Source organism: Devosia lacusdianchii, from assembly GCF_022429625.1.
Lineage (GTDB): Bacteria > Pseudomonadota > Alphaproteobacteria > Rhizobiales > Devosiaceae > Devosia > Devosia lacusdianchii.
In genome coordinates this window covers 3784425-3798870 of sequence record NZ_CP092483.1, presented here as the reverse complement: position 1 = coordinate 3798870, position 14446 = coordinate 3784425, and the positions used below count along the sequence as shown (strand labels likewise).

Genomic DNA, 14446 nt, shown 5'->3' with positions numbered 1-14446 from the left:
TCCAGACGTGGATGATAAGTCCACATTTGCCCGTCTGGTCTGGCTTTGTCCACATCCATAGATTTGCGCCCTTACCGCGACGACAGGAGATTTGTCATGACTGCCGCCGACATTCCCGCTCCGCGCGCCGATGCGCGGGCGTGGTGGGGCCTCGCCATTCTGGCGCTGCCCTGCCTGCTCTATTCGATGGATCTGACCATCCTCACCCTGGCCTTGCCTCATATCGTGGCCGATCTGGGCCCTAACGGCGCGCAACTGCTGTGGATCGTGGATATCTATGGCTTCGTGCTGGCCGGGGCGCTGGTGACTATGGGCGCGCTGGGCGACCGCATCGGCCGCCGCCGTCTGCTGCTGCTGGGGGCGGTGGCTTTCGGCGCCGCTTCGACGCTGGCGGCGTTTTCCAGCAGCACCGAAATGCTGATTGCCTCGCGCGCGCTGCTCGGTCTGGCCGCCGCGACCCTGGCGCCCTCAACCCTATCCTTGATCTCCAACATATTCGCCAACCCGAAAGAGCGGAGCTTCGCCATCGCGGTATGGATCGCTAGCTTCTCGGTCGGCGGGGCCATCGGCCCGATCGTGGGCGGGCTGCTGCTCGAATTTTTCTGGTGGGGCTCGGTCTTCCTGGTGCCGCTGCCGGTCATGGTGTTGCTGCTGGTATTGGGGCCGCGGCTACTGCCCGAATTCCGCGACCCGGACGGTGCGCCGATCGATCTCCCCAGCGCCGCCCTGTCGGTCCTGGCCATCCTGAGCACGGTCTATGGCATCAAGCATCTGGTGATCGGCGAGGTCGGCCCGGTGCCGCTGGCGGCCCTCGCCGCTGGGCTGGCGCTCGGCGCGCTTTTCGTCCGCCGGCAGTTCCGCCTGCCCGACCCGGTCATCGACGTGCGGCTGATGGGTCAGGCCCGGTTCGTGGTGCCGTTGGGCATCTACTTCCTGGGACTGTTCCTCACCTTCGGCATGCTGCTGCTGCTGGCGCAGCATCTGCAACTGGTGCTGGGCATGTCTCCGCTGCAGGCCGGGGTGTGGTCGTTGTTCTCCGCACTGGGGTTCGTCGCCGGTTCGCTGCTGGCGCCGGGCCTGGCCTCGGCGCTGTCGTCCAGGCGCGTCATGGTGGTGGCGCTGGGCCTCACCGCCATCGGTTTTGCGATGGTCGGCATTGGCCTGGGCAATGGCGAGTTCGCGCTACTGCTGATCGGCATGTCGCTGTTCTCGCTGGGCGTATCGCCGGTGCTGGCGCTGTCTACCGATCTCGTCATCAGCGCCGCGCCGCCCGAACGGTCCGGCTCGGCGGCCGGAGTGGCCGAAACGGCCTCCGAACTGGGTGGCGCGCTGGGTGTCGCCGTGGCCGGCAGCATGGTTATCGCCCATTATCGGCAGGGCGTTGCGGCGGAACTGCCGCCTGGTCTGCCCGCCGAGGCCGACCTCGCCATCCGCGACAGCCTGGGGGCTGCCATGGAGGCGATCGCCAGCTTGCCGGCGGCACTGCAGACGGCTGCCGCTGCGGTGGCGCAGGAGGCTTATGTCGCCGCGTTCACCCAGCACGCCTTCGTGGCTGCCGGGCTCGCGGTGGTCGGCGTGATCCTGGCCCTGCGCTTGCGCAAGGCCTAGCCAGAGGGGCGGCGGCTCAGGCCGCCGCCTTCTTACGCCCGGCGATGAAGCCGCCAAAGTAGCGGGTGGCAGCCGGTACCACGATCAGCACGATGGTGGTGGCCATGACAGGCACCAGGATCAGGCAGCGTTGCCAGATTTCCCAGCCAGCCGTCAGCGGCATCAGGACATAAAGGTAGAGGGTGACCACGGGATAGACCAGCAAGGTCATGACGGCGGCCATGCGAAGGCGAGAGGCGAAAGTGGGTTGCATCAGCGATGCTCCATTGAAACGGTACGTTTCGTTCTCTAACGGAACGCCACGTTTCGTTCAACCCCTTTCTTTCGAGTTTCTTTTGGACGATATTGCTGTGATGACCGACTTTGCTACCGATGACGCTGATCAACGCCGCCGATCAATCGGCGCGCGCCGCAATCCCGATACCCAGGAAGCCATCCTTGAGGCCGCCGAGGCGCTGGTGTTCGAGGAAGGCATAGCCGGCTTTTCCATCGAGGCGGTTGCCAAGCGGGCCCGTGCCGGAAAACCGACCATCTACAAATGGTGGCCGGGCAAGACGGCATTGCTGCTCGATGTCTATCACCGGCGCAAGCCAGCCAATGTCCATATGGATACTGGATCGGTCGAAGGCGATGTGCTGGCATTTTTGACCGGGGTGTTTGTCCATTGGGGCGACACCGGCGCCGGTCAGGTGTTTCGTTTCATTGTCGCCGAGGCCCAGCGCGACGAGACCGCTGCAGCCTCGCTTGCCGAATATTCCGCCGAGCGGCGCCTGCAAGGCAGTGCGCTCTTCGAGCGGGGCGTGGCGCGCGGAGAGTTGGCCAGAGATGTGGATTGTGGTCTGGCGGCCGATGTGCTGGCGGGCTTTATCTGGCACCGGCTGCTGACCGGGCGCATCGAGCGCGATCCGGACAAGCTGCGCGTTGTGGCGCGGCAGATGGTCCGGGGGCTGATGGCCCCCGGACGCTGATCTGGCGTTACTGCGCGACGGGCGCAGCTTCTTCGCCGGCAGCTTCGGTCTCGGTCTGGGCAGCCACGGCGGCAGAGAGCTCGGCGTCCGGAATGTCGATCGCGACACCGTCCATCAACCGGGCGACGGTTTCATCGAAGGTCTTCATCAGCAATTGCTGCTGGATCTGGCCAGCAACCTGCTCGAATGCTGGTGGCGTCGACTCGCGCTTTTCCTCGAGCTTGATGACGTGCCAGCCGAACTGGGACTGCACCGGATCGGAGACCTGGCCGATATCGGTCAGCGCATAGGCAGCGGCTTCGAACGGAGCGACCATCATGCCCTTGCCAAAGAAGCCCAGATCACCGCCATTGGCAGCGCCTGGGTCGATCGACTTTTCCTTGGCAATGGTGGCGAAATCGGCGCCGCCGTCGAGCTCGGCCTTGACGGCCTTGGCCTCTTCCTCGGTCGCGACCAGGATGTGGCTGGCGCGGATTTCTTCTGCGGGCACGAATTCGGCGACCAGCTTGTCGTAGTCGGCGCGGACGGCTTCCTCGGTCACCGCATTGGCAATGGTATCGGCGAAGTAGGCGCGGCGCAGAGCGCGATCCTCAAGGTATTTGAGCCGCTGCTGGAACAGAGGGGTATCGGCCATGCCGGCGTCGCGGCCGGCGGCAGCCATGACCTTCATGTCGATCAGCACGCGCAGCAGGAAGGCCTTGCGCTGCTCGGGAGGCATCTGGCTGAGTTCCTGGGTCAGGTCCTCGGCGGCAAAGCTGAGATCGGCCTCGGTGATCGGCTCGCCCGCCACGGTCGCCACGACGGTCTCCGGAGTGGGGGCGGGAGCGGCTTCAGCCGCCGGAGCCTCGGCAGCGGGGGCCGCGTCCTGGGCGAAGGCGGGTGCCACGGCATTGGCCGCAAGGATCAGCGCAAGAACGCTCGCGGTGCGGGCGAGGCGCTTGGAAAAAGACATCATCAGGTAAATCTCCTTGGCCAGCGCTTGCTGCGCCCTGGCTCATTGGTAATCGGCAGCCACGTGCCTCTGGGGTATTCCGGCCTGCCTCACACGGCAACGGGGCCAAAATGTGCCGCGCCGCGTTTCGTGAGCAACCAAAGGGCCGAAAACCCCGTTTCTGCGCGGATTTCCGGCAGGGCGGAGGAGGTGTCGCCCATTTTGGCGACGTTGACAAGACAAGGCCTCGCTCTTACATCTCAGCCGCTTTTCCGCCGCTCGGCGGGGATACAGAAATTCAAAGCCGGAAAGGCTTTCTCATCGCGACGACGACCCGTTGACGGGACTGCATTTCAAACCTCCCCTCACCCGCGCGCCGATGAGCAATCAAAGGACCTGACATATGGCACTTGCTGCGCTCGCCCGGCGGATTTTCGGCTCTCCGTCCGACCGGCACGTAAAGCGGTATCAAGGCAAGGTTGCCGCCATCAATGCGCTCGAGCCCGAGCTCGAAAAACTCAGCGACGACGCCTTGCGCGCTCGCACCGCCGAGTTCAAGGCGCAGCTCGAAAAGGGCGCCGACCTCGACGACTTGATCGTGCCGGCCTTCGCCACGGTGCGCGAGGCCTCCAAGCGTGTGCTGGGCATGCGCCATTTCGATGTGCAGCTCATCGGCGGCATGGTGATGAACGAGCGTGGCATCGCCGAGATGCGGACCGGTGAAGGCAAGACGCTGGTGGCGACCCTGCCGATGTACCTCAATGCGCTGACCGGCAAGGGCGCGCATCTGGTCACGGTCAACGACTATCTGGTGAAGCGCGACGCGGCCTGGATGGGCCAGATCTACGAATTTTTGGGCCTCACCACCGGCATCATCGTGCATGGCATGACCGATCCGGAACGCAAGGCCGCCTATGCCGCCGACATCACCTACGGCACCAATAACGAGCTTGGTTTCGACTACCTGCGCGACAACATGAAGTACACGCGCGCCCAGATGGTGCAGCGTGGCCATGCCTTTGCAATTGTCGACGAAGTGGACTCGATCCTGATCGACGAGGCCCGTACGCCGCTGATCATTTCGGGTCCGTCGGAAGACCGTTCCAATCTCTATACCACCATCGATGCCCTGATGCCGATGATTGGCGAGGGCGATTTCGAGCTCGACGAAAAGCAGCGCGCCGCGACCTTTACCGACCAGGGCATCGAAAAGCTGGAAGCCAAGCTTGCTGAGGACGGCCTGCTCAAGACCGGCTCGCTTTACGACCTCGAAAACGTCGCGCTGGTGCACCATGCCAACTCAGCCCTGCGCGCTCACAAGCTGTTCCGCAAGGACAAGGACTATATCGTCCGCAACGACGAAGTTGTCATCATCGACGAGTTTTCCGGCCGCATGATGCCGGGCCGCCGTTATTCGGAAGGCCTGCACCAGGCGCTGGAAGCCAAGGAACACGTCAAGATCCAGCCGGAAAACCAGACGCTGGCGTCGATCACCTTCCAGAACTATTTCCGCCTCTACAAGAAACTGGCCGGTATGACCGGTACGGCGGCGACGGAAGCCGAAGAATTCGCCGACATCTACAAGCTCGACGTGGTGACCATTCCCACCAACGTGCCGGTACAGCGCAAGGACGATGAAGACGCCATCTTCCGCACCGCCGCCGAGAAGTTCGACGCCATCGCGCAACTGATCAAGGAATGCCAGGATCGCGGCCAGCCCGTGCTGGTCGGCACGACCTCCATTGAGAAGTCGGAAATGCTGGCCGACCTGCTGCGCCAGAAGAATGTGGGCACGATGAACGTGCTCAATGCGCGTCACCACGAGCAGGAAGCTTTTATCGTCGCCGATGCCGGTCTGCCCGGCGCCATCACCATCGCCACCAACATGGCGGGTCGCGGTACTGACATTCAGCTCGGCGGCAATCTCGAAATGCGCATCCAGCGCGAAACCGAAGGTCTTGAGGGCGAGGCGCGCGAGGCCAAGATCGCCGACATCAAGGCGACGATCGCGGCCGACAAGGCCAAGGCGCTGGCAGCGGGCGGGTTGATGGTCATCGGCACCGAGCGCCATGAAAGCCGCCGCATCGACAACCAACTGCGCGGTCGTTCCGGCCGCCAGGGCGACCCGGGTCATTCGGCTTTCTTCCTGTCACTGCAGGACGACCTGATGCGCATCTTCCCGGTCGACAGCATGGATTCCATGCTGGGCAAGCTGGGCCTGGAGCAGGGCGAGAGCATCACCCATCCATGGGTCACCAAGGCGATCGAGCGCGCCCAGGGCAAGGTCGAAGCGCGCAACTTCGATATCCGCAAGAATATCCTCAAATACGACGACGTGATGAACGATCAGCGCAAGGTGATCTTCGAGCAGCGCATCGAGATGATGGACGCCGAGGATATCAGCGAGACGGTCATCGATATGCGCCACGACGTGGTCGAGAACATCGTCAACAAGGCCATCCCGCCGCGCTCCTATCCCGAGCAGTGGAATGTCGAGCAGCTCGAGGCGGCGGCAAAGACCTATCTCAACCTTGATGTGCCGGTGAAGGATTGGGCGGCCGAGGAAGGCATCGACGCCGAGATCGTCATCGAGCGCCTGACGGCAGCGGCCGATGCTGCTGCTGCGGCCAAGGAAACCCGCACCATCGCCGCGATGGAAGCCGCCGGTTCGGGCAATCCGACCGTGATGCGGCAGGTGGAGAAGTCGATCTTGCTGCAGTCGATCGACGGGCTATGGCGCGAGCATCTGGTGACGCTCGATCACCTCTCCAAGGTCGTGGGGTGGCGCGGCATCGCCCAGCGCGATCCGCTCAACGAATACAAGCAGGAAGCCTATGAGCTGTTCCAGGCGTTGCTCGCCAATCTGCGCGAACTGGTGACCACGCAACTCAGCCATGTCGAGCTGCAGCCGCGTCCCGTGGCTCCGCCGGTGCCCGACCTCAGCCGCCTGCGCGAAACCCATATCGATCCGCTGACCGGCGAAAACGACGCCGACGGCGGCGACACGATTGCCGGAGCCCTTGGCGCGGTCGGCAGCGATCCGTCGCTCAAGCCGATCGACCCAAAGCTGTTGGTCGGCGTCTCGCGCAACGCGCCTTGTCCCTGTGGCTCAGGCAAGAAGTTCAAGCACTGCCACGGGCAGTTCTAGAGAAACGAAAAGGCCCAGATGAAAGTCTGGGCCTTTTCACTGGCACTGTCGTTCGTGCTGTGCGTCACCCTCGGGCTTGACCCGATGGTGCTTCACTCTCGGCACGCCGGCCGAGCCCTCGGGTCAAGCCCGAGGGTGACGATCGGGGCTTTCACTTGCCGGGTGCGGGCTGGACATCCTCAGCACGTCACGCGGATTTCGGCGAAGCCGCTGATGCTGCCGCCCTCGCTGGGCAATACGGCGATCATACATTGGGTGCCGGGCAGGCCGATATTGCCGCCTTGGGCGATGACGGTGCCGTCGGCCAGGCTGATGAAGCCATTCTCCACCGCGCCGATTTCAACCGTGCCAGTGGTCCCGCAGACGGTGTAATTGTCGCCGGCCGCAACCATGAAGCGCGTGCCGGTAGGCAGGCAGTCGCCATCCGAGGCGGCAGTGGCAGCGGGCGCCGTGGTCTCGCCCGCCAGGGCCGGCAAGGTCGGGTTCTGGGTATTGGCCGCGCCGCTACGCCAGCTTTCCTCCAGAATCGCCAGACGGTTGGAGAGGTCCTGCAAACCGGCATCGTCGGGTATGCTCGCCGGACTATCGGCCGCCTGCTGGCGACCGAACAGTTCGAGGCTGAGCTTGATCTGTGCGATGTCGGTCGAGAGGCGCGCTATGTCGCGCTGCGTTTCGGTATAGACCCAGCCCGCAGCAAACAGGGCCGCGACGCCGACGAGACCGACGACAAAGCTCAGAACGCGCCCGGGCGCACGGCGCGGCGCCACCGGGGTAGCGGGCTCTGGCTCAGGCGCATGCAGCTTGAAGCCACTGCTGGCCACCGGCGTCTCTTCCACAGCGACAGTCTCCGTTTGCGGTCCATTCTAGCACAGGCCGAGAGGGCATCGCCCCACAATGCGGCCCGGATATGGCTTTGCGTGAAGTGGCTATGGCCGGTTGGGGCGGGGAAAGGGTATGGGCGCGGTTTTGCCGCTCATGACCGGGACGATGTCTTCGTCCTTGCCGCCGCCAAACAGGTTGCCGATGCCGCTGAAGATGCCGGAAACGGCGCCGCCAACAGCCTCGCCGCGTGCCTTGATCGCCGCTTCCTCGGTCGCCTTGCGCTCTTGGGCCGCCAGCGTATTGGCAAAGGCGGCCTCATCGGCCTGCTGCTTGGCGGTGAGGGCGGCATTCTGCACGCCTGCCGGGCAGGCGCCCATGGCGTTGAGAGCGCCGCCGCCACTGCTGGGATTGAAGATGTATTGACGTTCGCACACGTCCCAGACTGGCGGCGTCTTGGTCAGCTCGAACAGGTCGTAGCCTTCCTTAATGTCCTTCCAGAAATTGAGGTGCTCGCTGGTGGACTGCGACGCCAGGTTGGCGGCGGTCATCTTGAACGGGAAAATCTGCAGCTGGAAGCTGGGATTGCCGCCCTTGAAGGTCTCGCGCGCCAGCGCGTAAATCTCGGCAATGCCGTCATCGGTCATGGCGTAGCAGCCGCGCGACGAGCAGTCGCCATGCACCATCAGGTCGCTGCCGGTGCGGCCCCAGGCGCGGTCGAACTTGTTGGGAAAGCCGGTATTGAAGGCCAGGTAGTAGCTCGAACGCGGGTTCATCAGGCCGGGCGTGATCGTATAGAAGCCCTCCGGGCTCTGGCGATCGCCTTCCTTGATCTTGGGCCCGAGCACGCCAGAAAAGGCGCAGATCTCGTAGCTCTTGAACATCTTGAACTGGCCAGAGCTGGTCCGCTTCCAGACCTCAAGCACCTTTTCCTGCTTGAACATGCGGATGACCATGGCCTCGCCGGGCGACGAGCCCATGGCGCGCAGGCCCGAAACCACGCCGCTTTGCAATGGCTGGTTGTGCCGGTTGTCGCTGCTCTTGGGCAGGAAGCCGCCGCAGGCGACCAGGCCAAAGGCGACCCAGAGCAGAATGAGGGCCGAACAGAACTTGCGGAGAAGGGTAGCGGTCACGGTCGGCGGCCCATTGCGGAGAGGTGCGAGACCCATAGGTACTCGTAGTTACCGCAGCATGAGAATTGCTGGTGAACGAAGCGTTACCACGGCGCAATTGTGGCGGGAAGCGGGGTGAAATCACGCAAGTGTGCAAATCTGCCCGCCCCTCCCCAAAGGAGAGGGGGAAGGCGCTACAGCGCCGTGCCGATCGCCAGGAACTTCTCGCGGCGGTGTTCGCGTACTTCAAGGCGCCCTTTGCCGGCAAAGTCGGCGAGGAAGGCGGCGATGGCGCCGCGAGTCGAGTCCATCACGATCTCGGGGTGGCGATGGGCGCCGCCCGGGGGTTCGGGAATGATGCCGTCGATGACGCCGAAGCCGAGCAGATCGGCCGAGGTGATCTTCATATTGGTCGCGGCATCCTGCGCCCGGGCTGCGTCACGCCACAGGATCGAGGCGCCGCCCTCGGGCGAAATCACCGAATAGATGGCGTGTTCGAGCATCAGTACGCGGCTGGCGGTGGCAATGGCGATGGCGCCGCCCGAGCCGCCTTCGCCGATGACGATGGCGATATTGGGCACGCCCAGCTCAAGCGATTTTTCGGTCGAGCGGGCAATGGCCTCGGCCTGGCCGCGCTCCTCGGCGCCGATGCCGGGATAGGCGCCGGCGGTATCGACGAATGAAATCACCGGGATATTGAAGCGGTCGGCCATGTCCATGATGCGGACGGCCTTGCGATAGCCTTCCGGGCGGGCCATGCCGAAATTGTGCTTGAGGCGTGTCTCGGTGGAATTGCCCTTTTCCTGGCCGACAACAGCAACGGGCTGGCCGTTGAAACGGCCGAAACCAGCCTGGATCGCAGCATCCTCGGAGAATTTGCGATCGCCGGCCAGCGGCGTCCATTCGGTAATGAGGCTCTTGATGTAATCGGACAGGTGCGGGCGCTGCGGATGGCGGGCGACCTGGGTCTTCTGCCATGGCGTCAAGCGCTTGTAGATTTCCACCAGTGCCTCATCGGCACGGCTCGATAGCCGGTTGACCTCTTCGTCGATACTGACGGCCTGGTCGGTCGCCGCAAGGGACTTGAGCTCGGCGATCTTGCCTTCAAGATCGGCTACCGGCTTTTCGAAATCGAGATAAGACTGCATCCCACCCGCCCGTTAGGGGTCATTATGTCGGACCCGTGGATATGGGCCGCTGCTGTTGCGCCCTAAAGTGGCCGGAAAGTGACGATGGCGCAACATCAAGTCAAGGTTTGCGCGCGCCTGATCGTTATGCGTCCCATAATGCTAACAGATTGATAGTGGGCGTACCGGGCTATCAGCCCTGATTGAGCGGGTGGTGGCTCTCGACCAGGGTGCGCAGCTTCTCGTCCAGAACGTGGGTATAGATCTGCGTGGTCGAGATGTCGGCGTGGCCGAGCAGCATTTGTACCACGCGCAGATCGGCGCCGCCGGCCAGCAGATGGCTGGCGAAGGCATGGCGGAGGACGTGCGGTGCGACGCGGGTCGAACTGATGCCGGCGCGGCCTGCCAGGCCCTTGAGGTCGCGGGCGAAGACCTGGCGGGATAGATAGCCGTCGGCGCCGGTCGCGGGGAACAGGAACGGGCCGGCGTCCAGCGTCGCCACATAGGCCTTGACCGCATCTCGGGCGCGATCGTTGAGCGGAACGACGCGCTCCTTGTTGCCCTTGCCGGTAACGGTGATGAAGCTGGTATCGCGCATCACCGCCGAGCGGCGCAGGCTCACGAGTTCGCTGACGCGCATGCCGGTGGCGTAGAGCAGTTCCAACAGCACGTAGAGCCGCAATGCCGCGGCGTGTTTTTGCTCGGACGCTTCGGCGTTGGCTTCTACCTCGGCAGTCACCAGAAGTTTGTCCACCTCGGCGATGGAAAGCACTTTGGGCAGCGCGCGCCGGCTTTTGGGGCTGGCGACGATGCGGGTCGGGTCATCGCCGCGCATATTGTCGGCGCACAGGAAGCGGTGAAATTGTCGGATCGCCGAGAGGCGGCGGGCGCTGGACGCGGCAGAGAGGCCGTCGCGGCGAAGCTGGTCGAGATAGGCATTGACGGTTTCGCGCGGCACGGTCAGCAGCGTCTGCTGCTTGCCGGCGACGAAGCCGGCATAGTCGCCAAGATCGCGCCGATAGGCGTCGATGGTGTTCTTGGCGGCGCCGCGTTCGGCGCTCATCATTTCGAGAAAGGCGCCGATCAGGTGCCCGCCGCTCATGGCGTCGTGGTCTCGGCAGGCGCCGCTTCCGTTGCCGGGGCGGCCGGCTGGCTGCCGGGCAGGGCCGGCGCGCCGCCACCGAGCAGATCACGGGAGGGAATGCGGATGGTGACTTCCTTGGGCGTCGGCTCGACCAGCGCCACGAGCGCGAACATGCCAGCATAGACGAGGCCAGCAAGAAACAGCAGCGTGATGATGAGGCGGATCAGGGTCGGCATGATCGTCCAACGATAACAATTGCTGGTAAACTGTCAGCAAATAGTTTCGTTTCCGTTTGACCGCCGCAGCGGCCTGCACCAGGCGTCCTGTGCAAGTTTCTTGACAGGGCGGGCCGGTGCGGGTTGATAGCGGCAAGATCAGGGAGCCCAGTCTTGAACCGACCCGACGCGGCATCGCGGCAGGCCCGCGCCGAGCACCTCGTAGAGCGCCTGGCCGGCAAGCCACTGGTCCTCGTGGGCATGATGGGCGCCGGCAAGACCACGGTGGGCCGCCGCCTCGCCGCTCGGCTCAATCGCCAGTTTCTCGACAGTGACGAGGAGATCGAGAAGGCGGCGCAGATGACGATCCCCGAGATTTTCGAGCAACGCGGCGAACCCGAATTCCGCGCCGGCGAGACCCGGGTTATCGCGCGCGTGCTCAAGGACCATGGCGTGGTGCTGGCCACCGGCGGAGGGGCCTTCGTCAATCCCGATACGCGCGCGCTGATGAAGGCGGAAGCGCTGACCGTGTGGCTCAAGGCCGAGGCGGATATCCTGTTCGAACGGGTGTCGCGCCGCTCGAACCGGCCGCTGCTCAAGACCGCCAATCCGCGCGCCACGCTCGAGAAGCTGATCGAGGATCGCTACCCCATCTATGCCGAAGCCGATGTGACGGTGTTGTCGCGCGATGTGCCGCAGGATGTGGTGGCCGGCGACATCGTCGACGCCGTGCTCGCCTTTCTCAAACGCCAGGATTGATCGATGGCCGATATTGCCCACATGGTTCATGTTGCGCTGGGCGAGCGCGCCTATGACATCCTGATCGGCGACCGGCTGTTGGACGAAGCGGGCGCCATCCTGGCCGAGCGATTTCCCGGGCGACGCTTTGGCATCATCACCGATGCCACGGTGGCCGAGGCGCAGTTGCCGCGGCTGTTGCGGTCGCTGGATGCGGCCGGGCTTGGACATACCGAGATCGTGCTGCCGGCGGGCGAAAGCACCAAGTCCTGGGCCTATCTCGGTCAGGCGGTGGAGGGTATTCTGGCGGCGCGGCTGGAGCGCGGCGACCTGGTCATCGCGCTGGGTGGCGGCGTCATCGGCGACCTCGCCGGCTTTGCCGCGTCCATTGCCCGGCGGGGCATGGATTTCGTGCAGATGCCGACTTCGCTTCTGGCGCAGGTCGATAGCTCGGTTGGCGGCAAGACCGGCATCAATTCACCTCACGGCAAGAACCTGATCGGGGCCTTCCACCAGCCCAAGCTGGTGCTGGCGGACCTCTCGACGCTCGATACGCTCGCGCCGCGGCAATTTGCTTCCGGCTATGCCGAGGTGGTCAAATACGGGTTGATCGACGACGAGGATTTCTTCTTCTGGCTCGAAGCCAATCAGGCCGAAATCTTTGCCGGCGGTCCGGCCCGCGGCGAAGCCATCGCCCGCTGCTGTGCCCACAAGGCACGCGTCGTCATCGAGGACGAAAAGGAGCTCGGTGTTCGGGCGCTGCTTAATCTGGGACATACCTTCGGGCATGCGCTGGAAAAGGACACCGGCTATTCCGACCGCCTGCTGCATGGCGAAGGCGTCGCCATCGGCATGGCGCTGGCGCATGGGTTCTCGGCAAAACTGGGCATCGCGCCGAGCCAGGATACCGGGCGGATCATCGCGCATTTGCAGAAATCGGGTCTGCCGACGGCGTTGGCCGATATTTCCGGCAATCTCGGCTCGACCGAGGTCCTGATGGCGGCGATTGCGCAGGACAAGAAAGTGACGCGCGGCGCGCTGACCTTCATCCTGACACGGGGCATCGGCAAGGCGTTCATCGAGAAGAACGTGGATCCGCAGGCGGTCTCGGCGTTTCTGGATGAGATGCGGGCCGTCGCTCAATAATCCAGGGCAGAGGCGGGAAGCGTGGCGAAGACAGCCAAGTGGAGTAAGCTGCCCTCGGCGCAGGAGATTGCCGCCTTTGGCGGAATGCACTGCAAAGCCCTTTACTTGAAGGCCGTGGCCAGCAATTGGCGGTGCCCTGGTTGCGGGCGCACGGCGCAACAGCTGATCAGGTGGTCTGAAATCAGAGGGCCATCCTGGCGCGAGCGTTTCGGCGATGAGTATGGCATGGGTTGGACCATTTCCATTACCCGGCATCACTGCCACACAGAACGCAAGGTCCGCTTCCCGGATACGATCATCTGCGGCGACTGTAACTCTGCCGATGGTGCGGTGAAGCGAAAGCTTGGTCTGCCAGCAAGCTGGAGCTTCAGCCCGGCAGAGATCGCGCAGTTCGTTGCGGTGTCGCCTCACTCCGGCAAGACCCTTATCAACTATGATATAGCCTTGGCCATTTATGAGGACGCTAGTCGTAAGACGTGATCCGACAGGGAGAACTAGGCCAGTGTACGTTCAAAAAACGCCAGCAGCTTCTCATGCAAGTCGTTCTCGCTGGCGCTGTTGAGCATGTGGTCCTGCCCGTCGAAATAATGCACCTGCGGTGCCTTGCCCGCCGCGCGCAGGCGTTGCTCGAGACGGCGGGTCATCTCGACCGACCAGACGCGATCGGCGGTGCCGTGGCTGATGAAGATCGGAGCAGGGATGGTCTCGACTGCGATCGGGGTTGTTGGGAGCAGAGCGTCCGACGAGCCCTGCCAGGTCCAGGCGCGCTTGCCGGGGTCGGGCGACTGCCAGCCGGGATCGCCCTTGTCGCGCCAGGTGGCGCTGTTGAAGCCCTGGCAAATCACATCGGGCGGGCTGTGGACGGCAATGGCATCCACCGGCGCCAGTCCGTTCTGCGCCATCAGTGTCGAAACCAGCAGCGCATGCTCGGCGCCGCGAGAAACACCATAGAGGCCGAGCCTCGGGCCGGAGAAGGGGAAGGCGCGCAGCGCGTCGAGGGCTTGAACGGTTCGGTCCAGCGGCACATCTATGATCGACCCGGCATTCCACGAATTGCCGCCGATCGAATAGGTATGCGGATAGGCCAGATAGCCATGGGCGGCGAACAGCATGGCGATCCGATGCATCCAGCCAGAAGGGCCACCTTCGGAGCCGTGTAACAGCAGGAGCGCGGGAAACGGGCCGTCACCGGGCGGACCATAAGTGGTGCCCCAATCGGGCAGCAGGCGACGAATGATCCGCAGTGACATGGCTACACCCGATCTGATAACGGATACGGTCCGTCAGGTGGCAAGACCTCGATGGCCAGGGCATGCACCCGGTCCTTGAGTTCGGCGTCGAGCACGTCCATGACGGCGCGGTGTTGCGCCACGCGGCTCATCCCGTCAAAATGGCGGGTCGCGATTCTGACACGAAAATGGGTTTCACCACCCTCCCGCCAGCCGGCATGGCCATGATGGAGCATCGATTCGTCGATCACATCGAGGAAAGCGGGGGCGAATTTATCGGTGAGCTTGGCGGTGATGGTGTCTTTGGCACTCATGCTGCGG

Annotated in this window: 15 protein-coding genes; 6 read left to right on the top strand and 9 right to left on the bottom strand. The window is 63.9% G+C overall.

The genetic code is table 11. The features are described 5' to 3' along the window. Positions 1–96 precede the first annotated feature (96 nt). Complete coding sequence (locus MF606_RS18690; protein WP_240230833.1) at positions 97–1608, top strand: MFS transporter; 1512 nt, start codon at positions 97–99, stop codon at positions 1606–1608. A 16-nt stretch (positions 1609–1624) separates the two neighbouring features. Here the strand turns inward: MF606_RS18690 and MF606_RS18685 are convergent, their stop codons facing one another. Beyond that, positions 1625–1861 (bottom strand): putative antibiotic biosynthesis monooxygenase, encoded by a 237-nt coding sequence (locus MF606_RS18685; RefSeq protein ID WP_240230832.1) that lies wholly within the window; start codon positions 1859–1861, stop codon positions 1625–1627. A 100-nt stretch (positions 1862–1961) separates the two neighbouring features. On the opposite strand from MF606_RS18685, the gene MF606_RS18680 reads away from it, so the two are divergent. Then, the gene (locus MF606_RS18680; RefSeq protein WP_240230831.1) at positions 1962–2576 is read left to right on the top strand and encodes a TetR/AcrR family transcriptional regulator; all 615 of its coding nucleotides are present in this window, start codon (positions 1962–1964) and stop codon (positions 2574–2576) included. A gap of 7 nt (positions 2577–2583) precedes the next feature. On the opposite strand, the gene MF606_RS18675 is transcribed toward MF606_RS18680, so the two are convergent. Continuing rightward, complete coding sequence (locus MF606_RS18675; RefSeq protein ID WP_240230830.1) at positions 2584–3531, bottom strand: peptidylprolyl isomerase; 948 nt, start codon at positions 3529–3531, stop codon at positions 2584–2586. Positions 3532–3910: 379 nt separating this feature from the next. Between MF606_RS18675 and secA the strand changes: the two genes are divergently transcribed. Further along, positions 3911–6655: a preprotein translocase subunit SecA gene (gene secA / locus MF606_RS18670; RefSeq protein WP_240230829.1), complete on the top strand. Its 2745-nt coding sequence runs from the start codon at positions 3911–3913 to the stop codon at positions 6653–6655. 179 nt (positions 6656–6834) lie between these two features. Here the strand turns inward: secA and MF606_RS18665 are convergent, their stop codons facing one another. The 5 genes from MF606_RS18665 to MF606_RS21685 form a co-directional block, all read right to left on the bottom strand. Further along, positions 6835–7476, bottom strand: a complete 642-nt coding sequence (locus tag MF606_RS18665) for a hypothetical protein (RefSeq protein ID WP_240230828.1) — start codon at positions 7474–7476, stop codon at positions 6835–6837. 105 nt (positions 7477–7581) lie between these two features. Then, complete coding sequence (locus MF606_RS18660; RefSeq protein ID WP_240230827.1) at positions 7582–8607, bottom strand: L,D-transpeptidase family protein; 1026 nt, start codon at positions 8605–8607, stop codon at positions 7582–7584. A 173-nt stretch (positions 8608–8780) separates the two neighbouring features. Next, positions 8781–9734 (bottom strand): acetyl-CoA carboxylase carboxyltransferase subunit alpha, encoded by a 954-nt coding sequence (locus MF606_RS18655; RefSeq protein WP_240230826.1) that lies wholly within the window; start codon positions 9732–9734, stop codon positions 8781–8783. A gap of 172 nt (positions 9735–9906) precedes the next feature. Next, on the bottom strand, positions 9907–10815 hold the full coding sequence (locus MF606_RS18650; RefSeq protein ID WP_240230825.1) for a site-specific tyrosine recombinase XerD: 909 nt from the start codon (positions 10813–10815) through the stop codon (positions 9907–9909). Next, a complete protein-coding gene (locus tag MF606_RS21685; RefSeq protein WP_338084388.1) occupies positions 10812–11033 on the bottom strand; it encodes a hypothetical protein in 222 nt (73 codons plus the stop codon). Before MF606_RS21685 ends, MF606_RS18650 begins: the two co-directional genes overlap by 4 nt. A 153-nt stretch (positions 11034–11186) precedes the next feature. Here MF606_RS21685 and MF606_RS18640 point away from each other — a divergent pair, with 153 nt between their 5' ends. The 3 genes from MF606_RS18640 to MF606_RS18630 are packed head-to-tail and all read left to right on the top strand — an operon-like array spanning position 11187 to position 13376. Continuing rightward, positions 11187–11771: a shikimate kinase gene (locus tag MF606_RS18640; protein WP_240230824.1), complete on the top strand. Its 585-nt coding sequence runs from the start codon at positions 11187–11189 to the stop codon at positions 11769–11771. A gap of 3 nt (positions 11772–11774) precedes the next feature. Next, a complete protein-coding gene (gene aroB, locus MF606_RS18635) occupies positions 11775–12896 on the top strand; it encodes a 3-dehydroquinate synthase (protein WP_240230823.1) in 1122 nt (373 codons plus the stop codon). A 21-nt stretch (positions 12897–12917) separates the two neighbouring features. Next, entirely contained in the window at positions 12918–13376 is a 459-nt protein-coding gene (locus MF606_RS18630; protein ID WP_240230822.1) for a hypothetical protein, read from the top strand. Between the two features lie 14 nt (positions 13377–13390). Here MF606_RS18630 and MF606_RS18625 read toward each other — a convergent pair whose 3' ends face one another. Further along, positions 13391–14146, bottom strand: coding sequence for an alpha/beta hydrolase family protein (locus MF606_RS18625; protein WP_240230821.1), 756 nt, complete (start codon positions 14144–14146; stop codon positions 13391–13393). A 2-nt stretch (positions 14147–14148) separates the two neighbouring features. Next, positions 14149–14439: a BolA family protein gene (locus tag MF606_RS18620; protein WP_240230820.1), complete on the bottom strand. Its 291-nt coding sequence runs from the start codon at positions 14437–14439 to the stop codon at positions 14149–14151. Positions 14440–14446: the final 7 nt, after the last annotated feature.

Bases quoted from the DNA above. Each gene is read 5' to 3' on its own strand.
- MF606_RS18625 (WP_240230821.1), bottom strand. From the start codon at position 14,146: ATGTCACTGCGGATCATTCGTCGCCTGCTGCCCGATTGGGGCACCACT.
- MF606_RS18680 (WP_240230831.1), top strand. From the start codon at position 1,962: ATGACCGACTTTGCTACCGATGACGCTGATCAACGCCGCCGATCAATC.
- MF606_RS18620 (WP_240230820.1), bottom strand. From the start codon at position 14,439: ATGAGTGCCAAAGACACCATCACCGCCAAGCTCACCGATAAATTCGCC.
- MF606_RS18675 (WP_240230830.1), bottom strand. From the start codon at position 3,531: ATGATGTCTTTTTCCAAGCGCCTCGCCCGCACCGCGAGCGTTCTTGCG.
- MF606_RS18655 (WP_240230826.1), bottom strand. From the start codon at position 9,734: ATGCAGTCTTATCTCGATTTCGAAAAGCCGGTAGCCGATCTTGAAGGC.
- MF606_RS18690 (WP_240230833.1), top strand. From the start codon at position 97: ATGACTGCCGCCGACATTCCCGCTCCGCGCGCCGATGCGCGGGCGTGG.
- aroB (WP_240230823.1), top strand. From the start codon at position 11,775: ATGGCCGATATTGCCCACATGGTTCATGTTGCGCTGGGCGAGCGCGCC.
- MF606_RS18650 (WP_240230825.1), bottom strand. From the start codon at position 10,815: ATGAGCGGCGGGCACCTGATCGGCGCCTTTCTCGAAATGATGAGCGCC.
- MF606_RS21685 (WP_338084388.1), bottom strand. From the start codon at position 11,033: ATGCCGACCCTGATCCGCCTCATCATCACGCTGCTGTTTCTTGCTGGC.
- secA (WP_240230829.1), top strand. From the start codon at position 3,911: ATGGCACTTGCTGCGCTCGCCCGGCGGATTTTCGGCTCTCCGTCCGAC.
- MF606_RS18685 (WP_240230832.1), bottom strand. From the start codon at position 1,861: ATGCAACCCACTTTCGCCTCTCGCCTTCGCATGGCCGCCGTCATGACC.